At 66.8% G+C, this 26,091-nt stretch carries 38 protein-coding genes, 1 tRNA gene and 2 pseudogenes; 37 read left to right on the top strand and 4 right to left on the bottom strand.

Going from position 1 to position 26,091, the window contains the following annotated elements:
• Positions 1–92: 92 nt before the first annotated feature.
• Positions 93–311, bottom strand: coding sequence for a hypothetical protein (locus KF719_RS05780; protein WP_293507772.1), 219 nt, complete (start codon positions 309–311; stop codon positions 93–95).
• A gap of 275 nt (positions 312–586) precedes the next feature.
• Here KF719_RS05780 and KF719_RS05775 point away from each other — a divergent pair, with 275 nt between their 5' ends.
• Positions 587–964, top strand: a complete 378-nt coding sequence (locus KF719_RS05775; protein ID WP_293507771.1) for a hypothetical protein — start codon at positions 587–589, stop codon at positions 962–964.
• Here the strand turns inward: KF719_RS05775 and KF719_RS05770 are convergent, their stop codons facing one another.
• A complete protein-coding gene (locus KF719_RS05770) occupies positions 965–1,564 on the bottom strand; it encodes a S24 family peptidase (protein ID WP_293507770.1) in 600 nt (199 codons plus the stop codon).
• 73 nt (positions 1,565–1,637) lie between these two features.
• On the opposite strand from KF719_RS05770, the gene KF719_RS05765 reads away from it, so the two are divergent.
• From KF719_RS05765 to KF719_RS05605, 33 genes are all read left to right on the top strand, one after another.
• On the top strand, positions 1,638–1,844 hold the full coding sequence (locus KF719_RS05765) for a helix-turn-helix transcriptional regulator (RefSeq protein ID WP_293507769.1): 207 nt from the start codon (positions 1,638–1,640) through the stop codon (positions 1,842–1,844).
• Positions 1,844–2,503 (top strand): hypothetical protein, encoded by a 660-nt coding sequence (locus tag KF719_RS05760; protein WP_293507768.1) that lies wholly within the window; start codon positions 1,844–1,846, stop codon positions 2,501–2,503. Before KF719_RS05765 ends, KF719_RS05760 begins: the two co-directional genes overlap by 1 nt.
• 217 nt (positions 2,504–2,720) lie before the next feature.
• Complete coding sequence (locus tag KF719_RS05755; protein ID WP_293507767.1) at positions 2,721–2,963, top strand: hypothetical protein; 243 nt, start codon at positions 2,721–2,723, stop codon at positions 2,961–2,963.
• Positions 2,963–3,295 (top strand): hypothetical protein, encoded by a 333-nt coding sequence (locus KF719_RS05750; protein WP_293507766.1) that lies wholly within the window; start codon positions 2,963–2,965, stop codon positions 3,293–3,295. The genes KF719_RS05755 and KF719_RS05750 overlap by 1 nt, the downstream gene beginning before the upstream one ends.
• A gap of 102 nt (positions 3,296–3,397) precedes the next feature.
• Positions 3,398–3,880 (top strand): hypothetical protein, encoded by a 483-nt coding sequence (locus tag KF719_RS05745; protein ID WP_293507765.1) that lies wholly within the window; start codon positions 3,398–3,400, stop codon positions 3,878–3,880.
• Complete coding sequence (locus KF719_RS05740; RefSeq protein WP_293507764.1) at positions 3,877–4,575, top strand: hypothetical protein; 699 nt, start codon at positions 3,877–3,879, stop codon at positions 4,573–4,575. The genes KF719_RS05745 and KF719_RS05740 overlap by 4 nt, the downstream gene beginning before the upstream one ends.
• Complete coding sequence (locus KF719_RS05735; protein ID WP_293507763.1) at positions 4,572–4,913, top strand: hypothetical protein; 342 nt, start codon at positions 4,572–4,574, stop codon at positions 4,911–4,913. The genes KF719_RS05740 and KF719_RS05735 overlap by 4 nt, the downstream gene beginning before the upstream one ends.
• Positions 4,910–5,164, top strand: a complete 255-nt coding sequence (locus tag KF719_RS05730) for a hypothetical protein (RefSeq protein WP_293507762.1) — start codon at positions 4,910–4,912, stop codon at positions 5,162–5,164. The genes KF719_RS05735 and KF719_RS05730 overlap by 4 nt, the downstream gene beginning before the upstream one ends.
• Positions 5,161–5,454, top strand: a complete 294-nt coding sequence (locus tag KF719_RS05725; protein ID WP_293507761.1) for a hypothetical protein — start codon at positions 5,161–5,163, stop codon at positions 5,452–5,454. The genes KF719_RS05730 and KF719_RS05725 overlap by 4 nt, the downstream gene beginning before the upstream one ends.
• The gene (locus KF719_RS05720) at positions 5,438–5,776 is read left to right on the top strand and encodes a hypothetical protein (RefSeq protein WP_293507760.1); all 339 of its coding nucleotides are present in this window, start codon (positions 5,438–5,440) and stop codon (positions 5,774–5,776) included. The genes KF719_RS05725 and KF719_RS05720 overlap by 17 nt, the downstream gene beginning before the upstream one ends.
• A gap of 15 nt (positions 5,777–5,791) precedes the next feature.
• Positions 5,792–5,914: a hypothetical protein gene (locus KF719_RS05715; protein ID WP_293507759.1), complete on the top strand. Its 123-nt coding sequence runs from the start codon at positions 5,792–5,794 to the stop codon at positions 5,912–5,914.
• Complete coding sequence (locus KF719_RS05710) at positions 5,911–6,474, top strand: GNAT family N-acetyltransferase (protein WP_293507758.1); 564 nt, start codon at positions 5,911–5,913, stop codon at positions 6,472–6,474. The genes KF719_RS05715 and KF719_RS05710 overlap by 4 nt, the downstream gene beginning before the upstream one ends.
• Entirely contained in the window at positions 6,471–7,301 is an 831-nt protein-coding gene (locus KF719_RS05705) for a hypothetical protein (RefSeq protein WP_293507757.1), read from the top strand. Before KF719_RS05710 ends, KF719_RS05705 begins: the two co-directional genes overlap by 4 nt.
• The gene (locus KF719_RS05700; protein ID WP_293507756.1) at positions 7,288–7,878 is read left to right on the top strand and encodes a hypothetical protein; all 591 of its coding nucleotides are present in this window, start codon (positions 7,288–7,290) and stop codon (positions 7,876–7,878) included. Before KF719_RS05705 ends, KF719_RS05700 begins: the two co-directional genes overlap by 14 nt.
• Complete coding sequence (locus KF719_RS05695; protein ID WP_293507755.1) at positions 7,875–8,138, top strand: hypothetical protein; 264 nt, start codon at positions 7,875–7,877, stop codon at positions 8,136–8,138. The genes KF719_RS05700 and KF719_RS05695 overlap by 4 nt, the downstream gene beginning before the upstream one ends.
• A 265-nt stretch (positions 8,139–8,403) precedes the next feature.
• Positions 8,404–8,694, top strand: coding sequence for a hypothetical protein (locus KF719_RS05690; RefSeq protein WP_293507754.1), 291 nt, complete (start codon positions 8,404–8,406; stop codon positions 8,692–8,694).
• Positions 8,695–8,731: 37 nt separating this feature from the next.
• Positions 8,732–9,160, top strand: a complete 429-nt coding sequence (locus KF719_RS05685) for a hypothetical protein (RefSeq protein WP_293507753.1) — start codon at positions 8,732–8,734, stop codon at positions 9,158–9,160.
• On the top strand, positions 9,153–10,160 hold the full coding sequence (locus KF719_RS05680; RefSeq protein ID WP_293507752.1) for a DnaA N-terminal domain-containing protein: 1,008 nt from the start codon (positions 9,153–9,155) through the stop codon (positions 10,158–10,160). The genes KF719_RS05685 and KF719_RS05680 overlap by 8 nt, the downstream gene beginning before the upstream one ends.
• Positions 10,157–10,930, top strand: a complete 774-nt coding sequence (locus tag KF719_RS05675; protein WP_293507751.1) for a hypothetical protein — start codon at positions 10,157–10,159, stop codon at positions 10,928–10,930. The genes KF719_RS05680 and KF719_RS05675 overlap by 4 nt, the downstream gene beginning before the upstream one ends.
• Positions 10,931–11,114: 184 nt before the next feature.
• Positions 11,115–11,756, top strand: coding sequence for a hypothetical protein (locus tag KF719_RS05670; protein ID WP_293507750.1), 642 nt, complete (start codon positions 11,115–11,117; stop codon positions 11,754–11,756).
• Positions 11,731–13,791: a terminase gpA endonuclease subunit gene (locus KF719_RS05665; RefSeq protein ID WP_293507749.1), complete on the top strand. Its 2,061-nt coding sequence runs from the start codon at positions 11,731–11,733 to the stop codon at positions 13,789–13,791. The genes KF719_RS05670 and KF719_RS05665 overlap by 26 nt, the downstream gene beginning before the upstream one ends.
• A 2-nt stretch (positions 13,792–13,793) precedes the next feature.
• Positions 13,794–13,868 (top strand) — tRNA-Met (locus KF719_RS05660).
• A 46-nt stretch (positions 13,869–13,914) separates the two neighbouring features.
• Positions 13,915–14,118, top strand: a complete 204-nt coding sequence (gene gpW, locus KF719_RS05655) for a gpW family head-tail joining protein (protein WP_293507748.1) — start codon at positions 13,915–13,917, stop codon at positions 14,116–14,118.
• Positions 14,118–15,728 (top strand): phage portal protein, encoded by a 1,611-nt coding sequence (locus KF719_RS05650; protein WP_293507747.1) that lies wholly within the window; start codon positions 14,118–14,120, stop codon positions 15,726–15,728. The genes gpW and KF719_RS05650 overlap by 1 nt, the downstream gene beginning before the upstream one ends.
• Positions 15,725–16,567: a S49 family peptidase gene (locus KF719_RS05645; protein ID WP_293507746.1), complete on the top strand. Its 843-nt coding sequence runs from the start codon at positions 15,725–15,727 to the stop codon at positions 16,565–16,567. Before KF719_RS05650 ends, KF719_RS05645 begins: the two co-directional genes overlap by 4 nt.
• A gap of 25 nt (positions 16,568–16,592) precedes the next feature.
• Entirely contained in the window at positions 16,593–17,168 is a 576-nt protein-coding gene (locus tag KF719_RS05640) for a hypothetical protein (protein WP_293507745.1), read from the top strand.
• A gap of 87 nt (positions 17,169–17,255) precedes the next feature.
• Positions 17,256–17,921, top strand: coding sequence for a hypothetical protein (locus KF719_RS05635; RefSeq protein WP_293507744.1), 666 nt, complete (start codon positions 17,256–17,258; stop codon positions 17,919–17,921).
• Positions 17,922–18,003: 82 nt separating this feature from the next.
• Positions 18,004–19,029 carry a major capsid protein gene (locus tag KF719_RS05630; RefSeq protein ID WP_293507743.1) on the top strand — a complete coding sequence of 342 codons (1,026 nt, stop codon included), beginning with the start codon at positions 18,004–18,006 and terminating at the stop codon, positions 19,027–19,029.
• An 88-nt stretch (positions 19,030–19,117) separates the two neighbouring features.
• Positions 19,118–19,738 (top strand): hypothetical protein, encoded by a 621-nt coding sequence (locus KF719_RS05625; RefSeq protein ID WP_293507742.1) that lies wholly within the window; start codon positions 19,118–19,120, stop codon positions 19,736–19,738.
• Positions 19,735–20,064 (top strand): hypothetical protein, encoded by a 330-nt coding sequence (locus KF719_RS05620; protein WP_293507741.1) that lies wholly within the window; start codon positions 19,735–19,737, stop codon positions 20,062–20,064. The genes KF719_RS05625 and KF719_RS05620 overlap by 4 nt, the downstream gene beginning before the upstream one ends.
• An 84-nt stretch (positions 20,065–20,148) precedes the next feature.
• Positions 20,149–20,874, top strand: a complete 726-nt coding sequence (locus KF719_RS05615) for a DUF6441 family protein (RefSeq protein WP_293507740.1) — start codon at positions 20,149–20,151, stop codon at positions 20,872–20,874.
• 100 nt (positions 20,875–20,974) lie between these two features.
• Complete coding sequence (locus KF719_RS05610; protein WP_293507739.1) at positions 20,975–21,469, top strand: hypothetical protein; 495 nt, start codon at positions 20,975–20,977, stop codon at positions 21,467–21,469.
• A 165-nt stretch (positions 21,470–21,634) separates the two neighbouring features.
• Positions 21,635–22,648, top strand: a complete 1,014-nt coding sequence (locus tag KF719_RS05605; protein WP_293507738.1) for a hypothetical protein — start codon at positions 21,635–21,637, stop codon at positions 22,646–22,648.
• Between the two features lie 29 nt (positions 22,649–22,677).
• On the opposite strand, the pseudogene KF719_RS05600 reads toward KF719_RS05605, so the two are convergent.
• Together KF719_RS05600 and KF719_RS05595 are read right to left on the bottom strand one after the other, a co-directional pair.
• A pseudogene (locus KF719_RS05600) lies at positions 22,678–22,788 on the bottom strand (IS1595 family transposase); the annotation flags it as partial.
• 367 nt (positions 22,789–23,155) lie between these two features.
• Positions 23,156–23,932 (bottom strand): annotated as a pseudogene (locus KF719_RS05595) (IS1595 family transposase); the annotation flags it as partial.
• A gap of 207 nt (positions 23,933–24,139) precedes the next feature.
• Between KF719_RS05595 and KF719_RS05590 the strand changes: the two are divergent.
• From KF719_RS05590 to KF719_RS05580, 3 genes are read left to right on the top strand one after another with little or no spacing between them, the layout of a single operon-like run.
• Complete coding sequence (locus KF719_RS05590; protein ID WP_293507737.1) at positions 24,140–25,135, top strand: phage tail tube protein; 996 nt, start codon at positions 24,140–24,142, stop codon at positions 25,133–25,135.
• Entirely contained in the window at positions 25,135–25,695 is a 561-nt protein-coding gene (locus KF719_RS05585; RefSeq protein WP_293507736.1) for a hypothetical protein, read from the top strand. Before KF719_RS05590 ends, KF719_RS05585 begins: the two co-directional genes overlap by 1 nt.
• Before the next feature lie 8 nt (positions 25,696–25,703).
• A complete protein-coding gene (locus KF719_RS05580; protein WP_293507735.1) occupies positions 25,704–25,886 on the top strand; it encodes a hypothetical protein in 183 nt (60 codons plus the stop codon).
• Positions 25,887–26,091: the final 205 nt, after the last annotated feature.

The following is a 26,091-nucleotide window of genomic DNA, read 5'->3' as shown; positions in this document are numbered from 1 at the left end:
ATGACAAAAGAAAATCCCCGGCCCCGCCCACAGGACCTGCCGCCGGGCCCGCGCCCGACAACCTGACCGGATGGCAAGAGGCCGGGGTCATCTCAGGCCCCGGCCGCGCCGGCGCCGGCGACGGGGGCGGCATCGTTCGGGCCGATGGCTTCGGCGCCCCACCAGCGTTCCGTCAGCTCGCCCTGGGCGGTGACGTAGCGGATGTAATAGGAGGGCGTGGCCTCCAGATATTCGGCGCGCGCGATCACCTTGCCCGCCTCGCCGCTGATCAGCGTGACCGCTTCGCCCAGCTCGTGTTGAAACTTCTTCATGGTGGATGTCTTCCCTTCCTGTGGTGCCGCCCCGGGGGTGGCCCGCTCCCGGGAGGAGCGGGGAGCGGGCCGGGCGCCGATCGCCATCGAGGGTCTTGAGGGACACTGACGGGCCGGCGCCCTCCGGGGGGCGAGCCCGGCGCACGCCGTGCGCCGGTGGACTATGCGTAACGCATAGTCACATCGCGCGCAAGAAGAAACTATGCATAGTGCATATTCTTGTTTCGCCGGCACGGCGGGGCTAGGCTTTTGGGCGGATTGAAACGGGGGAAAACATGAAGAAAATTCTGGTGAGCCTTGTGGCGCTGGTCGCGGTTGTTGCGGCGGCGCCAGCTGAGGCGCGCGTTCTCACAACGGCCGAAAAAAACTTGATCGCGCGCGAAGTCAAAAGAGGTCTGATTGATCCTGAATCAGCTCAGTTCCGCTGGGGCCCGACGGGGCCGAAGGCCAGCTATTGCGCCGAAGTCAACTCGAAGAACAGCCTCGGCGGCTATACGGGTTTTGCTCCGTTCATGGCCGTGCTGGAACAAAAAAACGGGGCGGTGTTCAATGTCGTTGTGCTGGCTATCGAGTCGCCGGACACCCTCGGGGCGGTGCGAAAGACCTGTAACATCGAGGGATACGACGACGACTATTTCAGGAAGACCGAGTAATCAGCGCGGCTTCAAGTCTTCGACGGGTGCGGCCCAGTCCAGCACCTGATTCTCGCGCGGCGGCGCGTTCCAGCTTTCGAGCGTGTAGGTGTTCTTCTCGCTGCCGCGCCGAATTTTTTTTATCAGTGTCGGGCCATCGTTCGCGACCTTCACGACGCAGAGCCGGTTGAGGCAGGCGGACGGGACGCCGTCGCGGTCGCGCCGGTAGATAATGACCCAACCATCTTCAATCGGATACATGCTGTCTCCACGGACGATCAACGCAACGGCATCGGCCGGAAGGGCGGACGCTTCGATTCTGTCGAAGCCGTCGCCCAACGCGTGGTCGTCGACCGGATGGACCTCGGCGCCCGCGCCGACATAGCCGACGACCGGAATCGAATCCTTGCGCGCCGGTCGCCCGCGGCCTGTCGCCAGCCATGTCAGGTCGACACGAAAGAAGGCGGCGTAGCGTTCGGCGTTCTTGCGCGAGACCCCGCGCAAGCCGCTTTCATGCTGCCAATAGGTAACGGGATTGACGCCGATCGCGGCGGCAGCTGCTGCCGCCGTCTCGAATCCGGCCTTGCGCCGGGCCTGCTGTAATCGTTCGTGAATTTCCATGTATGCAGGATGCACGGCGGCACTATGCAATTTGCAGTTGACCGACACTATGCACTTTGCATAGTGTCGGGGCATGATCAACGGAACCGACATCGCGGCGATGCGTCGTGCGCTGGGGCTCAGCCAGACCGAGCTTGGGCAAAAGCTGGGCGGGCTTCATCAAGGCAGCGTCAGCCGGCTGGAGCGCGGCAAGACGAAGCCGCGCGGGCTGGTGCTGACCGCCCTGCAGGCCTTGATGGCCGAGGCCGATGCCCGCGCCACCCGCGAGGAGGCCGCCTGATGGCCGATCTCCTCCGCTTCCCCGACGACAGCGAGAAGGCGGACAGGCGCGCGGCGGCGCGGGCCTCGCGCTGGCGGGCCGAGACGGCCGATGGCTACCGGCAGCTCATCACGCAGATGCTGGCCGGCGCGCCGCCGCGCGAAACCGCCGGCTACGTGCCGGCCGCCGCGCAGCTCTGGCTCGACGCGGCGACGGCGCTCTGCCGCGAGATCGCGTCGCGCCCGGTTTTCATCCGTGCCGAGGCGCGGCTCGGCGGAGCGCTGCTGGCGCTCCGGTCGCGCATGGACGCGGTGGCGGTGGAGATGCTCGACGCGGCCGAACTGGCGCTGCCCGCCGATCCGCGCGCCGCCGCCGAAATGCTGATCGAGCGGGCGCGCGGGCGCTGCCTGCTCGACAGGGCCGAGCGCGCCGCGCCGGTTTCGATTGCGCCGCGCGGTTTCGGCGTCTCCAGCGCCGAGGTCAGGAGCGCAGCGGTCCAAGGCCGCGAAGTCCCTGACCGAGGCGCCACTTCTCAAAATATCACGCATACGCAACAACCTTCATCCGCATACGGAAGGGATGAGCGCGGCATCGTGGCGCGGGTGTGCGTGTGCGTCAAAGGAATCTTCGGAAGATGGTTAAGCGCGCTGCGCTGGATCGTGGCGGGAAGGGACGTATGAACATGTTTCGGACATTTCAGGGGGCGGTCACGGCGGCGACGCTGCGGCTCGCGGCAAGGATGTCGGCACTCAAGCTGCTCGCCGGCGCGCATCGCATCGGCTCCGGCCGGCGGCCCTCTGTGTTCTGCCGTGCCACAGCGCCTCGCTCGAAGTACCGCCCGCACCAGGGCGCGCAGGAGTGCGCGCGGCGGCGGGGCCATTTCGCGCGGAGGGAGTAATGGCCGAGCCGCTGTTCGAGATCGACCGCCGCTATCGCTGGTCCTATGCCGACGACCGGCTGCTGCTGACCGATGTGACCAATGCGACGCTGGCCGTCAATGGCGAACTCGCCGGCCGCATCGCCGACGGGCTGCAGATGCTCGAGGCGGCCGGCATCTACATGCAGCCGGTGCTGTCGCTGCTGTGGCACGCCGCCGCCGCCGGCAGCGCCGGGTTGATCTGCCCGGAAGAGGTGTCGTGATGCCCCGGCGCAGCGAGCTGTCACACGAACAGGCGCTGGCGCTTTGCGTCGACCGGCTGCTGCTGGCGACGGGTCCGCGCGACGATCTCAATCGCGAGCTGGACGAGATCCTGGCGCAGCCGCTGTCGCCCGGCGCCGACACGCCGGTCTGGCTGGCGCTGACCGGCGCGGCGCGGGCCTGGCTCGCCTGTGGCGAAAACCATCCGCAACGGCCGCGCCTGAAGGCGCATCTCTTCTCGGCGCGGCAGCTCGCCCGCCATGCCGCGCCGACGACGAAATTCGCCTACGACCCGAAGGGCGCCCCGCGCCCGGTCTTCGAGCGGGAGACTTAAGTGGACGCCGAACCCCTCACCCTTCCGCGCCCTGCAGGCGCTCCCTCCCTCTCCCCGGTGGGGCGAGGGAAAAAACAGCGCGCGCGGCATTACCGGCCATGGATGACCTCGGAGATCCGCATATTGCGGCGGCATTATCCGACGGGCGGGTCGGCGGCCTGCGCGCGGCTGATCGACCGCAGCGCCGTGGCGATTTCCAAGCGCGCCTCCGACGAAGGCATTATGCGCGAGGCCGGCACCGGCTCGGAAAGCGCCTGGACGGCGGGCGAGATCGCCAAGCTGCGGCGGCACTATCCGGCGGGCGGCACCGTCGCCTGCCTGGCCGTGTTGCCGGGACGCACGCGCGGCGCCATCCGCGAGAATGCGCGCCGGCTCGGGCTCAAATGCGCCGGCGCCACCGGCCTGGCCTGGACGGAAGACGAAATCGCGGTGCTGCGGCGGCACTATCCGGAAGGCGGCCCGCGCGCCTGTCTCCCGCTGCTGCCGGCGCGCTCGGCGCGGGCGATCGGCGAGGCGGCCAAACGCGCCGGCCTCACCCGCATCAAGCGAGGCCCCCTTCCCGCGCTGGCGGAGGCCAAGCCATGAGCGGCCTCAAACGCCTGGCCGGGCGCATCGGCGCGACGCTGACGGACAATCCGCTGCAGTTCCATCCGACACCGCCCGAAGTGGTGCGGGCGCTGCTGACGGTCGAGGCGCGGCGGCTCGCGGCCGTGCTCAATGGCGGGCCGATCTGGGAGCCGGCCTGCGGCGACGGGCGGCTGGCCGCCGAACTCAGGCGCGCCGGCTTCCGGACCGTCGAGAGCGACATATCTGCGCCTCCGTCCGGGACTGGTCTGCCGCTCGGTCCGGGACAAGGCTCCGGACCTCGCAGGCGCGCGCGCGACCTCGGCGGGCCGGCCATTCAGGATTTCCTTTCCGGCGCACGGCGTGCGCCGGTCGTCGTCACCAATCCGCCCTTCGGCGATGACGGCGCCGCCTTCATCCGGCGCGGCGCGGCGCTCGAGCTGCACTACATGGCGCTGCTCTTGCCGCTGGGCTTTTTCACCGCCGCCGAAAAATCCAATCGCGATCGTCTCTTCGCCGCGCTGACACCGGCGCGGATCTGGCCGCTCGGCTTCCGGCCTGACTGGACGGGCCAGGGCAACCCGGTGCCGATGCCGCTCGCCTGGTTCGTCTGGGACTGGACGCCGGGCCTGTCGCGGCAGCACGGCCGCGACCCCGAACGCGGCCCGCGCGGCGAGCCCTATGCGCGGCTCTATGCGCCGGTGAGGAGGACATGATGGTCGATCTGGTCGGGACCTGCCCGAAAGATTTCTGGGAGGAATGGATCGCCGAAGGCGACGCCGCCGGCACGCCGGAAACCGGCACCGAATGGGGCTGGTACACGCGACATCATCGTATCTCGCTGATCGCGCCCGGCGAGCGCTTCTATGTCGTCGCGCATGGAAAGCTGCGCGGCTACGCGCCGGTCGTTGCCGTTCGCCATGGCGTCATCATCCGCAAGGGCGGCGCCGTCGCCGTGACGATCGACGCGCCGATCATGGGCTTTCGCGGGCTGCGCCAGCGCTGGTGGCCGCGCGAAGCCGAGCGCGATTTCCCGGACTGGAGGACGCCATGACCCAGCGCGATCTCTTCGGCGGCACCTCGCGGGTGGATCTCGTTCTCAACGATCCGGTCGAACTCGACTGCGCGGTGATCGCGATGACGGATCTGGCAGCGCGGCTGCGCTTCATCGATGTCGACGGCGCGTCGGCCGAGGCCTGGGTGCCGTTCCGCCTGCTGGCGTTTCGCGGCGCGGGCCACCCGCGCAAGGGCGCGCAGCTGCTCGAGATCGAGAGCTTCAAGGCAAGGGAGATCGGCGCGATATGAAGATTTTGAACGCCAGGGAACTTGGCCTCGCCGCCGCCTCAGCCCGAGCGCGACGAGCTTCGTCCGCGCGCGAGGGCCGCTTCTTCAGAAGGTTTTTGATCGCGCTGGCAAGCGCCGGCGTCGGCGCCATCGCCTTCGCGCTGGCCGCGCAGGCGCTGGGGCTCGGCGATTACGCGGCGCTGCTGTTCTTCGCCATCGCCGCTTCGGTGGTCGGCCAGTTGCTGGTGTTCTGGTCGAACTTGCGGGCGCGGCAGCTATTGAGGGAGAAAGATCATGGGCACGAAAAATAATCCCGGCGCCTTCGATTGCTATGCCGCCGCCGAACCTGACGAACCGATTTTCGTCCTGCTTGGCCGCGACCGGCACGCGCCGTCGCTTGTGCGGCTCTGGGCGCTCGCAAGGATGCGCGAAGGCGAGGACGAGGCAAAGGTGCAGGAGGCGCTGCAATGCGCCGCCGCGATGGACGCGCATCTGATCGAGCGCGGCATCATGCCCGCCAAGGCGGGTGCGATATTCGAGCCCGCGTTAATCGCGCTGACAACGCCGCTGGACGAACACCCCGAGGACTATGACTGGCCGTGCAATTGTGCCGACTGCAGAAGCTACGATTAGAAAGGAATGTTTCACATGAAACATCCGCATACGGAAAGAGGGCGCGGCGCGCTTGCCGGCGGCGCGATATTCGCCGCCGGCTTCCTGACCGGCGGCTGCGCCGTCGTCATCGGCTTTGCATTGGCGGTGCTGGCATGAGCAACGGCGGCATCCGTCTTGCCAATCCGGTCGGCGAGATCGCCGACCTGTTGGCCGCCACGCGGCGGGGCCTTGCCGCCGCGCAAAAGGAGGGCGCGATCACGACGCTGCGCGCCGACATCGACGGCGGCGAGGCCTGCCTCTATGTCGGCCTCGCGTCCGCGCCGCTTGCCTTCGCGACGTTCTATGACGCCGGTCTCGGCCGCGTCTGGCTCGATGTCCTTTATGTGCGGCCGGGCTTTCGGCGCAAGGGGCTCGGCCGGGCGCTGCTGGCCGAAGTGGAACGCCAGTCGGCCGGCAGCGGCTTCAAACATCTGCTGTTCGGCACCGCGTTCGACAACCGCGCGATGCGCGAACTGGTGGAGGGCGATGAACGCGGCATTGTGCCCGAGGCGGTCGAGTACCGGATCGAGCTGACGCCGCCCGGCATGCGCCGCTGCCGCGTCTGCGGCTGCACGCAGAACAAGGCCTGTGTGACGCCGGCGGGCCCCTGCTGGTGGATCGCCGCCGATCTCTGCTCGGGCTGTGCAGATCGCGGTGCGAACGGAGGAACGGCATGACCGCCCGCATCGACATGCTGAACACGCCGGCGGTGGTCGGGCATTTCTATCTGGTGCCGACGATCGACTATCCGTGGGGCGGGCGGCGCGACATCTGGCCCGTCATCGGGCCGCGCCATCCGCGCGATGTCCTGGCCGTTGCCGCTCGCGGCCGATCTGCCGCGCGTTGCCGTGCCGCCTGCTGCGGCTGGCGGCAATGTCGTCACACTTGGCAAGAAGGGGGCGCCATGAGCAGGGATGGGCCTGACAAATATCTCTCCGAATTGCGATGGCTGGCCCCGGCGGCGAAGACGCGGGCGGGCGAGATGGTGGCGGCGGGCGAACGCTCGGCTTCGCGGCCGGGCGCGGCGCCGGTGACACAATGCGAACTCGACGAATTCCTGCATGCGGTCGGCCGCTCGCGCGGGCTGGCGCTGATGGCCGTCGACGCCGCCATGCAGGCGCTCGACGCCGCCGCCGACATCGCGCCGCTGCGCGCCGAAGGGGCAATGGAAACCGACCGGGCACGGACGATCGGCGAGCGCATCGCGCTGCTCGCCCGGCTGGCGCGGGAGGCAAGCGCGGCGCGCGAAGCCCTCGGCCTGGCGCTGCCGCTGCTGCAGCGCGAGCGCGCGACGCTGGTCGAGTGTCACTCGACCTTGCGCGGGCGCCGGGACGGCACCATCGAGCCCATTCCCGGCACGCTGGACGAGGACGTCGTCGATGAGGTCGCCGCCTACGACGCCGCGATCGCGGCCGTGGCGGCGGCGCAGGGGGAAGGGCGGGAAGGCGATCTTTCCCTCCGCGAGGCGGACACAAACAACGGAGAACGCGATGAAAGTCTTTGACGAAACCGCACCGGGTGTTTTCGAGGAAACGGCCGAAACCATCACGCTGCACGGGCTCGGCTTTCTGCAGGTGAAGCTCGGCGGCGGGCAGCGCCTGCATGTCTGGCATCCGGCGCTGCCGCGCCGAAGGTGCTTCCAGCATTCCTCGATCCACGATCATCGCTTCAGCTTCGAGAGCCGGGTGATCGTCGGCACGGCGATCAATCATCTCTACGGCGCGCGCGAAGCCGACGCCGGCGAACCGCCGACGCATATCGGCTATCTGCATGAAGGCCCGCGCACGGCATTCGGCAACCGGCCCTGGCTGCCCGACCTCAAGCTGGTGGTCGAGAAGATCGGCGCTATGAACGTCCCGGCCGGTGCGGGCTACCGGATGCTCGCCTATCGCTATCACGCGACCGAGCCCGGCGGCGACGGCCGCGTCGCCACGATCATGCGCAAGACCGGCGAAAGCATGGCCGGCGCGCATTCGCTGTGCGAGGCCGGCGTGACGCCCGACGCGGATTTCGACCGCAAGCAATGGCTGGAGGATCGGCTGTGGGCGATCGTCCGCGACGTGCTGGGCGGCGCCGCATGAGCGGGCTGATCTCGCCCGTTTACGGCTTCGGGCCGGGCAACCGCCGCGATGAGGGCGGCGGCGAACGGCGCCGGCTGCGGCCGGTGCCGGTGCCGGTCGATGTGCTGGAAGGCCTGCTGGCGGCGGCGCGCGAGCGCGGCATATCGGCGCCGGAGCTGGCGCGGCTGCTGCTGGAGACGATTGTCGCCGAGAAGATGGTGACGGCGGTGCTGGACGATGCGGCGGAGCTGGCGGCGCGGGCGAAACGGACGGATCGGTAAAAAGGCAGATTGTTCAAAGAGTTGGGGCCGGGTTTGACAGATCGAGCAAATCGCAGCATCGTCCGGGGCAGGGCTCGTAACCCTGTTCAGGCGGATGGCTGCTCCGTTAATGCGGCCATTTGCATGCCCGGATGCCGGGCGTGTGCCCCTTTGGCGGGGGCGCGGCGAAATAAGGCGCGCAAGCGCACGAATAAGCCCGCCTGTCCTGAACAGGTTACGAACCCCCGCCACCCGGTGGGCCTCGTAAGCCGTCCGTGTGGCGATCATGAACGCCATTCAGGAGGGCTTTGCGATGCTTCCCACCGATCAATACAGCGTGCCGCGCGACACTGCCGAACGCCTCAACCCGCTGATCTCCTCGTCCTGCGTCGACACGCTCGGCCTTGTCGCCGACGTGCTGGTGTTCTGTGCCGAGGGCGCGCCGGGCCTTGCGAGCCCAGAGGGGCAGCAGGGTCTCGGGCTGGTGCTCGAGGCGGTGCGGCAGGCTGTCAAATACGAGGCCTTCGCGCTCGAGGCACTGGCCGAAGAGCGCCGCGCGGCGCGCGCGGGGCGCTAAACTCGTTTTCCCCAACCATGGCGAAAGGGAAAACAGGATGACGCGGCCTATCGACCTCGACGAAAGAATGCCTGTCAGACATGCGCTTTTCACGACGGCGTCCTGCGCGCTGTGCGGGGCGGAAATTCATGTCCAGTTCGAATATCAGCAGCGCGGGCTTTGCGGCTTCTGCGCCGATGCGGCGGCCAATCTGTTCATGCTGGCCCATGCCGGGGAGCCGCTGACCTGGCGGGAACAACGGGCGAGCGGCAAGCCCAAGCCCGTGCCGGAGCCGATGCGCTGGATCGTGTGGCAGCGCGACGGCTTCAAATGCGGCCGTTGCGGCTCGTCCGACATGCTGCGGGCGGTGCCGAAGGAACGCGGCGCCGACGGCGACAAGCTGCCGCCGGAGGCAATCGAGACTGTCTGCAATCGCTGTCTCAGCGGGCGCGGACACCGGAAGAGGAGGCGCGGCGGGGGTGAGTGAGGATCGGTCAGTTTACGGACGATTTTGCCGTGTGCCGCCGCGGGCGCGGCACGACGCCCGGCTTGTGGCGGGCGATTTCCGCCTGCTGCTCGAATGCGCCTTCCGGACGAAACCCGACGGGCAGTTCGTGCTCGCCCAGGGCAAACTCGCCGCCGAGTGGAACGTGACGCGGCAATATATCAGCCGCTGCATGATGCGGCTGGTCGGCTTCGGCTATCTGCGCCGGGGGGCTCCGCGCGAGGGCACACGCGGCGTCTGGGCCTATGAAATGATCTTCGACGAGGACGCCGATCCGGTCGACTTTCCGGCGGCGACTGTCAACGCGGGGGTTGCGGGTACTGACAACCCCGAGGTTGACAAAGAGGGCACGACTGACAACCCCGAGGTTGACAAACATCCGGCCACTGACAACCCCGGCGTTGACAAAGAGGCATCGACTGTCAACGCGGGGGTTGCGGGTACTGACAACCCCGAGGTTGACAAACATCCGGCCACTGACAACCCCGGCGTTGACAAAGAGGCATCGACTGTCAACGCGGGGGTTGCGGGTACTGACAACCCCGAGGTTGACAAACATCCGACGACTGACAACCCCGGCGTTGACAAACCGGCGCGACTGTCAACCTCGGGGGTTGACAGTACTGTCAACCTAGTGGGTTGCACAAAACAGCTAAGTCTAACAGCCAAGAATCTGAATTCTGAGCCGCGCGCGCGTACGCGAGGCACGGCGGCGCTTGAGGCCCTGCAAGCCGAGATCGGGCCGGCGGCGTTCAATTCGTGGTTCGCCAAAGCGCGGCTCGACGTACCGGACGATCCGGACGATCCGGCACAGCTGAGCGTGCCGACGCGCTTCCTCGCGAACTACATCCGCCAGAACTTTGCCGACAGGCTCGAAAGATTGCTCGGCAGACGGATCGAGTTCGCGGCGCACGGCGTGCGTTCCCCGGGTGAGGCGGCGGGCGAGGACGGGTCGGCAACCAAGGGGAGGCGGCGCTCATGAAAACCGAGATCATCGACTGGACGGGCGTGGTGGCGCCGTCGGGCTTTCCGTTGCCGGTGTGGATCGACCTGCTGACATCGGGCGAGCGCGGCGCGGTCGAGCGGCGGGGCGCGGCGGCGGTGCGCATGGGCTTCGTCAAGGTTTCGGAGGCGCGGTTGATGAACGCGGCGCCGGCCTTTCCGGGGTTTCAGGCGGGGCGGCCTCCGAAGCGGCGCGGCCGCAATGCGCACAAGGTCGCGGCGGCGGTGGATCGCGGCACGCCCGAAACGAGGGCCAAGCTCCGGGCCGATGTCGTCGCCGGTTTGTTCCGCCGCGCGGCGCTCGACGCGGTGCATGTGACGGCGGCGAACCGCATCGCCTCGGTGCGCGAGGCGCTGGGGCGCGGGCTGACGCCGGGCGCGGTGCAGCTCGGCGAGCGCGTCGATGGCGGCGGCGGACAGTTCCGCGATCCGATGGCGCGGATGAGCGCCAGCGAGGGGCGATGGTGGCTCGGCGAATACCGGCCCTGGCTGCTCGATCTCGTCGGCGATCCGCCGGTGCGCGTGACGGCGCGCAAGCGGCAGGTGATGCTCTGCGCGATCGGACTGACGATGGCGGTGGTCGTCGACAACTGGGGCGTGCAGGAGGCGGAAGAATTCTGCGGGCTGCCGAGGAAGATGGGCGTTGGGCAGGCGTTGCTGCGCGTCGCGCTCGACCGCTACGCGCTGATCGCGGGCTTGCGGTCGGGCGCCAAGATCACCGAATTCGCGGGCTTGTCCGACGCCGCTTGACCCGCCGCACGAATCGGTCGCAAATTGCCACACTGCAATCGAAGCGCCTCGACGGGAAACCGCCGGGGCGTTTTCGTTTCCGGCGGCGTGTTGCGCCGCGCAACTTCGACGGGTCCTTCCCGGCCCAAAGCGCAACACGGGCGGCGAGGGCGCGCGGGTTTGCTAGTGCGAGGCTTGTTTTTTGATGCAACATCCTCACCCCCCTGCAACTGACGGCCGCAACGGGGCGCAACGGCGCAACATCGTCGATGGTGCCGAGGCGGCACGCGTCCTCGGCCTTCACCGCTCGACGATCACGCGGTACCTCAACACGCATCCGGAGCTGAACCACGCGCGGGAGCCGGGCCGCATTGCGCTCGACCTCGAAGAGTTCCGCCGCCACCGCGACGAAAACGTCAACCGGCTGATGACCGGCAATCACGCCGGCCGGCTGTTCGACGAAGCGCGCCCGCCGCTTCGGCCGGCCGCGCGCGACGATACGGAAGACGACGACACCGCCGAGGCGGAACCGGCCGGGCCGCAGGATCAGACGGTGGCGCGCCTCCGGGCGCGCGCCGAGCTGATCAAACTCAACCGGCTCGAGCGCGAGGAAGCCGTCGAACTGGGCGCGCTGACGCCGGTGGCCGAAGTCGACCAGGCGACGGGCGAGGCGCTGACCAAGCTGCGCGACGCGCTGATGTCGCCCGATCTCGACCTTTGCGAAAAGCTCGCCGCGACGACGGACGCGGGTGAGGTGGCGACGATACTGCGCGATGCCAACCGCGCGGCGCTGACAAAGCTCGCCGAGGACTTCGAGAACGATGCTGAACGCGGAGACCCTGCATAGGCAGTTTCCCGGCCTCGCGCATGGCCGTGAGATCGTCGCCCGCAGCTTCGCGACTTCCCTGCGCCCCCCGCCCGATCGCAGCGTCGCCGGCTGGTCCGAGGCCAAGCGCCATGTCGCCGCCGAAAGCGGCTCGCCCTTCCCGGGGAAATGGTCGAACGACCTGGCGCCGTATCTGAGCGAACCGATGGCCTGCCTGTCGCCGTCGCATCCCGCGACCGACGTCACGCTGAAATGGTCGGCGCAGACCGGCAAGACATCGGTGGGCGAGAACTTCTTCGGCTTCACCGCCGACGAAGACCCCGCGCCGATGCTGATCGTGCTGCCCTCGCTGGATGAGGCCAAGAAGTTCGTCCGCCTCAAACTGCAACCGGCGATCGACGCGACGCCGGCGCTGCGGCACAAGGTGGCCGAGCAGAAGAGCCGCGACGAGGCCGGCTCGACCTCGTCCTTCAAGCGCTTTCGCGGCGGCTTCGCGCAGATCACCGGCGCGACGTCGTCGAAGGGCTTGCAGATGATTTCGGTCCGTCGCCTCTGGGGCGACGAGATATCGGAATGGCCGGCCGATGTCGACAAGCGCGGCGACCCGCTGGACCTCGCCATCGCGCGCACCAAGGCCTGGGCCCGGCGCGGCGTCAAGCGGCTCTGGTCATCGACGCCGGGCATGGCCGGCGAGTGCCGCATCAGCGATCGCTTTGATGCCTCGGACCAGCGGCGCTATTACGTGCCGTGCCCGCATTGCGGTCACCGGCAATTGCTGCGCTTCGAGAACCTGAAGCCGGGCCCGGACGGCAGCGGGCGCGGCGCGCATTTCGTCTGCGCCGCCAATGGCTGCGTCATTGAGCACAGCGACAAGCGCGGCATGGTCGCGCTCGGTCGCTGGATCAAGTGTTATCCGGGGACGGAGGATAATCCGGCGCCGCCGCCGCATTTCGCGCCCGAAGAGACCGAGCGCTGGCTGGCGCGCCGGTCGGGTGGCCGCCAGCCCGGCTTCCATTTATGGCAGGCCTATTCGCCCTTCGTCGCCTGGGAAGAGGCGATCGACGCGCATCTGGCGGCCAAGGGCAAGCCGCTGAAGGAACGCGTCTTCTCGCAGCAGGTACTGGGCGAGGCACATGAGGAAAAGGGCGAAGCGCCCGATCACGACAAGCTGCTGAAGGCGGTGCTGCCCTACCGGCTGCAGTCGATCCCGCTGGGTGGCCTTGTGCTCACCATGGGCGCGGACGTCCAGGTCAACCGGCTCGAATGGGCGGTCTATGCCTGGGGCGTCGGGCTTTCCTACTGGCTGGTCGATTTCGGGATCATCGAAGGCGACCCGGACACGGATGGACCGTGGCGCGCGCTCGACACGATCCGCGCCCGAACCTACGAAAATGTCTTCGGCCGCGCCTGGGGGATCGAAGCCGCCGGCGTCGACAGCGGCTACAAGTCGCAGCGCGTCTACAATTACGCCCGCGCCCGGCCGAACGTGCTGGCGACCGACGGCCGCGATGGCTGGAACAAGCCGGTCCTCGGCCTGCCGAAACGCGTCGATGTCAAGCAATCCGGAAAGAGCGAGAAACACGGCGCGATGCTCTGGCCGGTCGGCACCTTCACCGCGAAGAGCGAACTTTACGGCAGCTTGCGCAAGACGATCGGCGGGCCCGACGACAGCGGCATGTTGCCGCTTGGCGCCGGGCACTTCCCGGACGTCTGCGACGAGAATTTCTTCAAGCAGCTGACGGCGGAATCGTTGGTTCTGCGCGAAAAGCGCGATGGCGGTTCGCGGCGCGAATGGGTCAAGCCCAAGGATCAGCCCAACGAGCAGCTCGACATCTGGGTGATCGCTCGGGCGATGGCCTATCACATGGGCCTCGATCACTACACGCGCGATCAATGGCAGCGGCTGATCGCCAAGCGCATGGACGCGCCGGAAGAGTTGCAGGCGGATCTGGCGCGCTTCTGGTCGCCGAAGCCCGGCGACGATGCCGGCGGCAAGGCGGCGCGCGAAAAATATCTCGAGACGATGCGGCGCGCGGCGCAAGCGCTGAATTCCTGATCTGTGGGGTGGAGCAGCGGTAGCTCGCCGGTCTCATAAGCCGGAGGTCGCCAGTTCGAACCTGGCCCCCGCAACCAATCAATGGCGCACGCCGTGCGCCGTCCCGAACCGAACGGAGCCCCCATGGCGACGAATGCGGAATTGCTGGCGGAGGCCGAGGCCGCCCGTCATCGCCTGCTGACCGGCACGCTCGAGGCCGAGATCCGCACGGCGGATGGCGAGAGCGTCAAATATGCCGCCGCCGACGTGACGCGCCTCGACGCCTATATCGCGCAGCTGCGGTCGAAAATCGCGCCGCGGGCGCGCAGCATCCGGGTGCTCTACTGATGGCGCGCCTCTCCTCGATCACAGATCGTCACGGCCGGCCGATGCGGCTGCCGCGCGCTGCGGCGACCGGCGCCCAGGGCTGGCCGTTGAGCGCCTATACGGCGGCCTCGACAACGGACGTCTCGGTCGAGCAATGGATGCCGCGCCTCGAAAGCGCCGACAGCGCCAACAGCATCGAGCGCGAGCGCATCGCGGCGCGCGTTCACGACCTGGCGCGCAATGACGGCTGGGCGTCGTCGGGCGTGCAGAAGCTGGTCGACGCGGCGATCGGGGGCGGCTGGCGTCTGTCGTCGAAGCCGGACTGGTTCGCGCTCGGCCAGACAAAGGAATGGGCGCGCGAATTTGCCGAGCGCGTCGAGTCCTTGTGGCGCGGCCACGCCCACGACCCGCGGCGCTATGTCGATCTCGAACGCAAGCTCGACTTCGCCGGGCTGCTGGCGCTGAAGTTCCGGCATCGCGTGATCGACGGCGAGAGCCTGTCGGTCATGCGCTGGCGCGAGCGCGGCGGCATGTTCGCGACCTGCGAGCAGGTGATCGATCCCGACCGCCTGTCCAATCCGAACTGGCGCAGCGACACGGAATTTCTGCGCGGCGGCGTCGAACTCGACAGCGACGGCGCGGCGATCGCCTATCACATCCGCTCGGCGCATCCGGGCGAGATGTGGCGCGGCGCCTCGGCCGCGCGCTGGGACGCGGTGGAGCGCGAGACCGATTGGGGCCGGCCGATCGTCATTCACGATTTCGAGCCCTCCCGTGCCGGCGAGACGCGGCCCGTGTCACCGCTCGCGCCGGTGCTGGCGAAGTTCCGCATGCTCTCGCGCTACGACGTTGCCGAGCTGCAGGCCGCGATCCTCAATGCGGTGCTGGCGGCGTTCCTCGAAACGCCCTTCTCGGCCGATGAAGTGCTCGAGTCGATGAACCTCGACAAGCTCGAGCAGTACCAGCTGCTGCGCACCGAAACGCACAAGGCAACCGGCCTGCGTCTCGACGGCGTGCGCCTCAACACGCTGGCGCCCGGCGAGACGGTGACGATGCCGCAGGCGACGCGCCCGTCCGTCGCCTTCGCCGCTTTCGAAACGGCCTGCCTGCGCAACATCGCCGGCGCCATGGGGCTCTCCTATGAGCAGCTCGCCATGGACTGGAGCAAAACAAACTATTCCTCGGCGCGCGCGGCGCTGGTCGAGGTCTGGCGTTTCATCGTTGCGCGGCGTTCGCGCTTCGCGGCCGGCGCGGTGATGCCGCATTACATGGCCTGGATGGAAGAGGCCTTCGAGCGCGGCTATCTCGAGACGCCGCCGGGCGCGCCGTCCTTTGAAGAGATGCCGTTCGCCTATCTCGACTGCAAATGGATCGGCCCGCCGCGCGGCTGGGTCGACCCGGTCAAAGAGGCCCAGGGCGCGCAGCTGCGCATGGAGGCCGGCTTCTCGACGCTCGAGCACGAGAACGCCGAACAGGGCCTCGACTGGGAAGAGACGCTGGAGCAGCGCCAGCGGGAGCTGGCGGTGATGAAGGAACTCGACCTGCCGATTCCGGAATGGGGCCAGGCGGTGGCGCTGCAATCGGGCGGCGACGACGAGACCCGCGAACGCGAAAGCGAGGCGACACAATGAAATCCGGATTGCTGCCGATGATGATGCCGCAGCGCTTCGCACGCTCGCTGCCGGCGGCGCTGGCGGTCGCCGCTGACCCCGCCGGACACAAGCTGATGCAGATCGGCGACGCCGGGGGCGAAGCGCGGCCTTATGCGCTGGCCGAGGGCATTGCCATCATCGGCGTGCAGGGCGCACTGATCGACAAGCTCGGATGGTGGGGCAGCTCTTACGTCACTGGTTATGACGCCCTGCGCTGGCAGCTCGCCGGCGCACATCAAGACGCCGATGTCCGTGGCATTGCGCTCGATGTCGATTCCTATGGCGGCATGGTCGCCGGCTGTTTCGATCTCTGCGACTTCGCCCTTGCGGCCAAAAAGGCATCGGGCAAGCCCGTCGTCGCCATCCTCTCCGAGGAAGCCTACAGCGCAGGTTATGCGGTCGCCTCGACGGCGGACAGCATCGCCGTGCCGCGCACCGGCGGCCTCGGCTCGATCGGCGTCGTGACGATGCATGTCGACATGTCGGGCTGGCTCGAGAAGGTCGGCGACAAGATCACACTGCTGAAAGCCGGCGAGCACAAGACGGACGGCAATCCCTATGAAGCGCTGCCCGACGATGTGCGCGTGCGCGTCGAAGCCGAGCTGGAGGATCTGCGGCAGCTCTTTGCCGCGACGGTGGTGCGTAACCGCGCCGGCGCGCCCAGGGCGCCGTCGCTCGACCAGGTGCTGGCGACCGAAGCCCGCACCTATTCAGGCCCGGCGCAGCTTGCCGAGGCTCTCACCCTCGGCCTGGCGGACGCGGTCCTGTCGCCCGCCGATGCCTTCGCGGCCTTCGCCGCTCATGTCAACGCCGCGTAGCGGCTTTCCCGAAAGGAACGATCCGATGAAATTCAATTTCGCGCATCTCTTCGGCGGCGCCGAGGCCGGCAAGAAGCCGAAGAAGCCGGCCGCCGGCAAGGTCAAGGCCGAAGAGGAAGACGAAGACAAGGACACCGGCGCCGAAACGGATGACGACGATCCGGACGCCGAGGGCGACGACGACGAAGACGCCGAGGGCGACGACAAGGAGAAGGACGCCGAGGGCGACGACGACGAAGAGGACGCCGAGGGCGACGACAAGGAGAAGGACGCGAAAGCGGCCAAGCCCAAAAGCGTCAAGCAGCGCGTTGCCGCCGCCCGCGCGGCCGGCGCCAAGGCCGAACGCGCGCGCATCGCCGGCATTCTCGGCGACAAGGCCGCCACCGGCCGGGGCGAGCTGGCACTGTCGCTGGCGATGAACACCGACATGAGTGTCGAGGCGGCCGTCAAGGCGCTGGCGGCATCGCCGAAAGGCGCCGGCCGCCTCGCCGGCATGGCGGCGCGCGATCCCGAAATCGGCCCCGCCGCGCCGGCGGCGGCGGACAAGCGCGTCGCCGCCGTCTCCAGCACCTATCGCGCCTCGCGCGGCCTCAAGGACTGAGGCTTGTTTGCGGCCCGGTCGCGGACGAACGCTCGCGACCGCGCCGGCTTTCTCCCCATCGAAACCCCTGACTGAAAGGAGAGCGCCATGGAAGGCCTCACCGAATCCGCGACCCTGACAAGGGACAATCTGATCACCGGCGACTTTCCGCTGGTCCACAAGCCCTTCAACATCCTCGCCGGCAATCTGAAGCGGGGCACGGTGCTCGGCCTGGTGCTGCTCGGCGCCGTGGCTTCGGCGGCGAAGGATGGCGGCAACACCGGCAACGGCACGCTGGTCGTCGACGCGACGACGCCGCGCCTCGCCAACTGCCAGGCGGGCGTCTATACCGCGCGCTGCGTCGCGGCCGACACCCATGAAGCGACGTTCCAGGTACGCGACCCGCGCGGCCGCGACATCGGCACCGTGTCCTTTTCGGGCTCCGGCGCTTCCGGGACTTTCGCCAACGAGATCAAGTTCGCCGTCACCGACGGCAGCACCGATTTCATCGTCGGCGACGGTTTCGACATCACGGTGGCCGCCGGCTCGGGCGGCGCCGTCAAGTCGCTGACGACCGCCAGCGACGGCTCGCAGAATCCGGTGGCGATCCTCGCCGCGCCGGCCGATGCCACCGCGGGCGCCATCGATGCGCCCGGCTATATCTCGGGCCAGTTCGATCCGAACCTGCTCGACCTCGCCGATACCGGCCACACCGAAGCGACACTCGCATCGGCCTGGCTGGGCACGCCGATCTTCCTGCGCGCCGCCGCCTGACGGCCGCGCGTTTTCCTTTTCATCACTTGCCTTTCAACTGTCGGCCTCCGCTGCGGCGGCGCGCGCGACCATGGAGACTGCCATGACCGATGTGTTCACAACGCGACAGCTTGTGAAGCTTGTCGAGGATCTGCGCCGCCCGCGGAGCTTTCTTCTCGACCGCTTCTTCCCCGAAATCCAGACCTTCGACACCGAGGTGATCGACTTCGACGTGCTGACCGGCGGGCGCAAGCTGGCGCCCTTCGTCTCGCCCTATGTCGCCGGCAAGCCGCGCAAGGAAAGGGGCTTCGTCACCAAGACGTTCAAACCCGCCTATGTGAAGCCGAAGACGCCGATCAAGATCACCGGCGCCTTCCGCCGCCGCCCCGGCGAGCGCTATGCCGGCGAGCTGACGCCGGACATGCGGCACGATCTCGCCGTCATGGAGGCGCTGGAGGATCATGCCGAGGAAGTGCTGCGGCGCAAGGAATGGATGGCGGCGGGCGCGCTTGACGCCGGCAAATACGATGTCGAGGGCGAGGACTATCCCAAGGTCGAGGTCGATTTCGGCCGGCACACCGATCTGACGGTGGCACTGACCTCGGGCGACCGCTGGGGCGAAACCGGCGTCAAGGTCATGGACACGATCGAGAGCTGGGCCGAGACGGTGCAGGGCCATTCCGGCGCCGTCGTCACGGATGTCGTGATGGACCCCAAGGCCTGGAAGCTCGCCCGCAAGGATGAGGACTTCCAGAAGCTGCTCGACAACCGGCGCCAGGCCAGCGGCAACGTCGAACTCGGGCCGATCTCGCTGTCGAGGGAAGGCGCGCGTTATGTCGGCAATGTCGGCGACTTCGATTTCTTCGTCTATCAGGAGATCTACGAAGACGAAGCCGGTGCGCCGCAAAAGCTGCTGGCCGATCATACGGTGCTGATGGGCGGCAGCGACATCGAGGGCGTGCAGGCGCATGGGGCGATCCAGGACCCGCAGGCCGGCCTCGCGGCGATGGAACTCTTCCCCAAGAACTGGGTCGAGAACGATCCGCCGCTGGAATTCGCCATGACGCAGTCGGCGCCGCTGGTGATCCCGTCGCGGCCCAATGCGAGCTTCCGCGCCCGCGTCCGCTGACGCCAGCCCGCCCGTCGATCGACACCCGGCGCACGCCGTGCGCCGGGTGCGGTGACGCCCTCTTTCCCTCTTCACAGGAGTGTCCGTCATGGACAAGAACAGAAAAGGCGCGGCGGTCGAGCTTGTCGCGCGCGAGACGCTGCATCGCGACGGCAAGAAGATCGCGCCGGGCGAAAGCTTTGGGGCTTCCCGCGCCGAAGCCGAGGATCTGGTCGGCCGCCGCATCGCGGCCTGGCCCGAGGACGGCGCCGCCCCTGTTCTCGAAGCGGCACCACTCGACGATGCCGCGCGGGAGGCGGCGATCCGCGCCGCCTTGCGGGCGGCGGCCTCGGAGAGTGTCGACAACGAAGCCTTCACGCCGGACGGCCGGCCGTCGATCTACTGGCTCGCGCATCGTCTCGGTTTTCCGGTGCCGGTCGCGGAGCGCGACGCGGCGCTCGAGGCGCTCTTCGATGACGCGCCGGAAGACGATCTTTTCACCCGCTTCGCTGACGAAGAGCCGCAGGAATCGGCCCCGCATGATTTCGGCGATCCGCTGCTCAACGCGATCCGCGATCTCGCACCCGGCGAAGTCGGGAACTGGACGCGCGATGGCCGCCCCTCGGCGACGGTGCTCAGTGAAATCCTGAAGCGCAACGTTGCGGCCGAGGAGCGCGACGCGGCCTGGGCGCGCTTCCAGTATCTGCAGAAGGACCTGGCGGCAAAGTGAGCGACGCCCGCACCCAGGCCGCGCTCGACGCCGCTTTCCGGCATCACGGGCGCGATGCGCTCTACACGCCGGCCGGCGGTGCGGCGCGGACGGTGCGTGTGCGGGTGACGTCGCCCGATCAGGTCTATTCGCCGATGGGTGCGCCTTCCGTCGCCGAAAATCCTGTCGTCGAGCTGCGCTATGCGGAAGTGCCGGAGCTGAAGGACGGCGACATTCTGAATTTCGCGCTGCCCGAAAGCGATGCCCCGCGCAACTGGCGCATCCATGGCGCGATCCGTGCCGATGGACGGCGGCTGAAATGGAAAGCCGAGCTGCGGAGAGTCTAGAAGTGGCGTCTCGGTCAGGGACATTTTGAGAAGTGGCGGCTCGGTCGCGGACTGGCGCTCGCGCCCTCGCCGCTGGAGGATGTCATGCGCCTGAAACTCGCGGTCGACGGCGATCTGGTCGCCACCATGGACGACTGGAAGCAGAAGCTTCGCGTCGCCGTCACCGACAGCATCGACGAAGTGGCCGAGGAAGCGCGGCAAAAGCTGAAGGCGCAGACCGACAGCGCCGGTCTCGGCAAGGTGTCCCGCACCTGGCGCAAGAAGCGCTATCCGTCGCGGCCTTCGCTCGGCGCGGCGGCGATGATCTGGTCGAAAGCGCCCGAAATCGTTGCCGCTTTCGACGCCGGCATCACCATCGTGCCGAAAATGGGGCGCTATCTCGCGATCCCGACCGGCTTCAACCGGCAAGGCGGGCGTCGCGCGTCGCGCGGCCAGCGCGGGCAAGGCGGCTGGGCCGGCGTGCGCGTCACGCCGCAGGAAATGATCGCCTCGGGGCTCGCTTTCGTCCGCCCGCGCGGCAATGGCAAGCCGGGCCTGATCTGGTTTCTGAAGGTTGCGCGCGCCCAGCGCCGCTCGAAGGCCGGGCGCGTCTCCGATCTCGCCTATGCCGGCGGGCTGGTGCAGGTCGGCGGGCGTTCGCGGCGCCGGATCAAGGGCGCGCTCGAGGCCGGCGCCGTGCCGATGTTCGTGCTCGTCCCGCGCGTGCGTCTCGACAAGCGCCTTTCGGTCGCGCGGGTCGCGCATGAGGCCTCGGCGCGGTTGCCGCGTGTGTTGAGACATCGCATCGCCAAGATTGGCGATGCTGTTTAGGGGAGTGGCGTCTTGGTCAGGGACTGCGCGGCCTTCTTGAAGAAGCGGGCGCTCGGTCGCGGACTGCGCTCGCGACCTCGCGCCTGTCAAGGAACCCGCCATGCCCGACCCGGCGCTGAGTAAAAAGGAAACCGCGCTGCGGGCGCTGCTCGCGGCGCTGGAGACGCTGCCGGCACTGTTCGAAGACGACGACTGGTCGCTCGCCGTGGCGCGCAACGCGACAGCGCTGCTCGATTTCCGCGAGGGCGGCGCCGAGGCGCATCTGGTGCTGCGCGACGGCGATACCGGCGAACCGGTCGAAAGCGAATTGTCGCCGGTGCTGCATCACTACGAGCATGTCGCGAAACTCGTGCTGCAGGTGGCGAAGCATCGCGCCGATGCCGACGCGATTTTCGACCGCGTGCAGCTGGCGGTCGCACATCTGTTCGACGCGGAAGCCGATTCGGCGGGCGATCCGACGATCGGCGGCGCGGTCGACTATGCCGAGCTGGGCGGGCTCAACACCGAAGAGATCGACGAGGCTTTCGAGATCGACTGGAAGGCCGCGATCCTGCCCCTGACGCTTTTCTATTCATCGCCGGTGCGGCTGGGTTGATTTTTTCAAATATATCCCCTTCGAACATGGACCCGCCGGACTCCCGGAATCGGGAGGGTCGGCTATGATCTCTAGCGCCAACCTGTTACTTGTGACGCAAACAGGCTGTTCAAAACCACATGTAAATGCTGTCATGTTTCTCCGAAATACTTGGGGGGACGTGAAATGCCAGAGGTTGTCGAAGTGAGTAGGCACCAGTTTTCAATTGCCTACACGGGAGATGAGCGCGGCGCGGATCACTCAATCAGCGTGGAGGCGTTGGCCCCGGCGTTGCTGGCCTTTGGCAAGCTCTTGCGCGAAGCCAATTCAGAACTTAATGGGCCGAAAGCAAAGGCGAACGTCTATGTCGTCTCTGATTTCGAGCATAAATGTTTCAACATCAATTTTGATCTAGCTCTCGGATTCTACGAGCAAGTCAAAAGCCTCGTTCAAACGACAGAAATAAAAGACGCTAAGGAAATATTGGAATGGATAGGGATTCTGAGCGCTCCGGTGGTGATCCCTTTATCTTTTCTTGGGTACCTGCGGTGGAAAAAGGGGCGCAAAACAACACAGGTAGTTCAGCTCACTGACAAGAGTCAGCTTGGGAATGTTGTTGTTAGTGTCGAGGGTGACGGAAATTCAGTTACGATAAATCAAAACGTTTACAATTTATCTCAGAATGCCAATGCTTTGAAGGCAACCCGCGACGCATTCTTGCCGATTGGGCAGGACGGCTTTGATAAGGTGGAAGTAAGACAGGGCGAAAGTGTTGTTGCCACTATTGAACCTTCCGAAGTCGAAGATATCGTCGCGTCCTGCACTACAGCCCTAGCTGAAACAAAAGAAAAAAAGCCAGAGGTCGATACAACGACCGCTTGGCTGAGTGTTTACTCCCCTGTCTACGATGAAAAAGCAGAGAACTGGCGCTTCCGCCTCGGCACTGAGGTGATTTATGCCGACATCTCCGAGACATCAATTTCACACGATGCACTGGAACGCGGCGGTGCGCTTACAGACGACACGTATCAAGTGAGGCTTGAAATCACTGTTGGGGTGGACGAGAAGGGAAATCGCACTAAGCCTCACTACAGGGTTCTTGAGGTCATTAAATTTTTTCCCGCCAGCCCGAGAATGAGGCAGCAGTCGTTGTTGCCTACACCGCCCGTAGAGTCAGGAAATGATGAGCCAAGCGCATAAGGGGTTTGATCTTCTGTTATCCAAGATGCTCAAGGGCGAGGAAAAGCCTGCAACAGACGCTCGAACATCAACTCGGGACGCTTCCGCAGGTTATGACGGAACTCGAACTCGCCAAGGTAAGAAGGCAGATGCTTCCGTGCTTATCCGTTTATCACCCACAGGAGCTAGATGTTGATGTCAGATATCAATGAATTGTCCGACGCGGCCGTCGTGTCGCCACTCACTGCGCTGGTTGAAAGCGAGTGGCAGGGCCTGCTCGATAAGGATGACCGGACCAGCCCTGCCGAGTATCCAGACATGGTCTTGGTCACGAGAAACGAACTGGCGGGCGCGATGAGCGAGGCATATTTGCTCAACGTGCCCTTATACGTTGCATGCGACGGCATCGCCGACGATTACACGACCAGCGAAAAACACCATCCCGGCTACGTCCTTATCCCCGCCGCGCGATTTGAGGCCATAACCACCGTCCTCAGCGATAGACACAAGGGGTAGTAGTTGTGGGTGATAAACGGATAAGCACGGATGCTTCTTCGAAACCCAAACGTGCGTCCCGTAAATCCCGCGCTTGATCGTCGCCCAGAAGCTTTCGATTGAATTGGTGTGAATGGGACCGCGCACGTATTCCTTGCGGGCGTGGTTCACCGTTTCGTGCTCATAGCCATACTCTTCCAAGCGAGCAAAGGCACCGGCCTCATCGGTCGCAACCCATGCGCCGGGGCGGACGTGCTGCAAGATCGAGGGGACGACACTGCGGCCACGGCGATCCTCGACAACGCGGGTCAGAACGTTTCCGCCGCGTTCGATCATGCCGAGAACAACCATCTTGTCCTCTTTCCCCTGCTTGTCCTTACCGCCGATGAAAGCCTTGTCGATTTCAACAATGTGATCGTGGCCGAGCGTATCGTCACCATCAACCCAACCCATGTACTTGCGGATTTCGTGGCCCATGCGCCATGCCGTCTTGTAGGTGGTTCCGATCTGGCGCTGGATTTCCTTCGCGCTGACGCCGTTCCGCGTCGTCGTGAACAGATACATGACGAAAAACCAGTCCCGAAGGCTTGTGCGGGTGCGCTCAAAGGGCGTTCCGGCGGTCGGATAGACCTGATGGCCGCAGAACTCGCACTCATAGCAGCGGCGTCCTTTGACCCTGTGATGCTTGGCTTCCGCGCCGCAGGTGCCGCAATGGAACTTGTGGCCATAGCGAACTGCCATGAGGTGATCTAGGCAGGCGTCATCGTCCGGGAAGCGGGAATTGAATTTCTTGAGGGTCATCTTGGTCATGGGCGTCTCTCCTATGACCTGAATATAGCAATTCCCGCCCCATGTTTCAAGGGGATATATTTGGATTTTTTTGGTGGCGCTCGGTCGCGGACTTCGCGCACGGTGTGCGCTGCGCTCGCGACTTCGCGCTGAAACATTCCTCCGCACACAGACAAGGCCGAGGTCGCGAGCATCGTCCGCGACCGAGGCCCATCAAAGGAGCTACACATGAGCGGACAGACATTCGGCTGGGATCTCGAGGCCTATCTCGGGCCTGAGAGCGCCTTCGGCCTGCCGGCGGCCGAGGATAGCTACCGGCGCGTGCCCTTCTATACGCATGGGCTGTCGCGCAACAAGGCGCGCGAGGACGATCCGGTGCTCGGCATGGATCTCGGCCGCCGCCCCCATGAAAGCGTCGAGGGCCTGCCCGATCATGGCGGGCCGATGTCGGTGCCGTTCGATCTCGGCAATCTTGGGCTCTACCTGCGCGCCGCCATGGGCGTGCCGGTGACGGCCGAGGATGTCGAACCGGAAGGCGAGGTGCCGGGCGACTATACCCATGTCTTCAAGTCGCGCGGGTTGGTGCTGCCCTCGCACACGCTGATCGTTCGCCGCCGCGCCGACCGCTTCGACCGCCATACCGGCCTGATGCTCAACGGCCTCGCCGGCGCCGTCGCGCGCGAGGGCGGCTATCGCCGGCTCAATCTCGACTGGAAAGGGTCGAACGAAACGATCCTCGCCGCCTCGGGCGCCGGCACGGTGCAGGGCGCGCTGACCGTCGACCGGATCATGGGGTTCAAGGGGCAGATCCGGAAGGACGCCTCGGCCATGGCCTCGGTGACGGCGGCGAGCTGGAACTTCGTCAACAACCTGACGGGTTTCGACGTGCCCGACCAGGAGACGGTGGGCGGCTACGATCCGGGCCGCCCGGCCTTCACCGGCGAGGTGACCGCGCGCACCACGGCGGCGGGCGATGCGCTGTATGACCTGGCCAATGCCGGCACGCATTTCGTGCTGGAGCTCGTCTGGTCGCTGGCCGCCAATCGCAGCCTCACCTTCCGCGCCGGCCGCGCCGTGCTCGAGCCCTCCTCGAGCCCCGTCAACGGCCCGGACGGGCAGGAGCGCAGCTTCCGCTTCCGCTGCGATCCCGATCCGGACGAAACGGACGGCGCCTTCCTGGTCGCGACGCTGAAAAATCACGTCGCGAGCTACGGGCTGGCGTGATGAAGGGTCTCCGCATCGATCTGCCGCAGCAGCCGTTCTGGATCGCGCTCGGCTACAATATCGAGATGAAATGCCGGCCGCTTTCATCCGCCACGATCGGCTCGCTGCAGGCGAAAGCCGCGCGTCTCGCCCGCGAAATGACGACGCTGGCCGAAGCCGAGAAGCTGGCCGCCGTCGTCGACGCGAAGGATCTCAGCGACGACGAGATCCGCGCCGGCCTCGGCGAAATGTACACCGCCGTGCTGATCGGCCAGGCGGTCATCGTCGAATGGAGCGGTGTTTTCGCGGGCGCTGCCGCCGCGCCGGTCAATGACGAGACGGTGGCGGCGGCGATGCGGCTGCCGCTGATCGGTCCGCGCTTCCTCGCCGAATATTTCCGGCCCTATGGCCTCGTGGTCGAAGAGGGAAACGGGTCCGCGCCGCCGCCAGCTGGCTCCAGGGCGGCGGCGCCGACTATTGCAACGGATGCCGAACACAGCGAGACGACCCCGGCTGGCAATGCCGCGACTGCCCGGCCGCCCTCAAAGGGCCGCACACGGCGGAAGGGCAAGCCGCGCTGACGCTGCTGATGAACATGGCCTGCTGGCGCCGCGCCGGCATGTCGGGCGTCGAGACCGGGCTCGACCTCGAACAATGTCTGGCGCGGATGCCGGAGGATGTCGAGGCGCACGCCGTGCGCCGCCTGCTGCTGGCCGCCGAGGCCGGCGTCGCCGCCGCGATCGCCGAGCGGCGGAAGAGCCTCGATAAGTAGTGGCGGCTCGGCCAGGGACTGCGCGGCCGTGGGCCGCTGCGCTCCTGACCTCGCCGCTGTGCAGGCCGAGGTCGGGACTGGTTTTGAAGAAGTGGCGGCTCGGCGCGGGACTGCGCTCCGCGCCTCGCCGCTCGCGCAGGCTGAGGTCGTCGAGCGAAGCCGAAAGCGAAGTCCGCGACCGAGGCCCACCGCCTTGAGCCCAGCG

This window comes from Parvibaculum sp., assembly GCF_019635935.1.
Classification (GTDB): domain Bacteria; phylum Pseudomonadota; class Alphaproteobacteria; order Parvibaculales; family Parvibaculaceae; genus Parvibaculum.
Note: the sequence above shows the minus strand (reverse complement) of the source record. Positions and strands in the feature narration are given on the sequence as shown.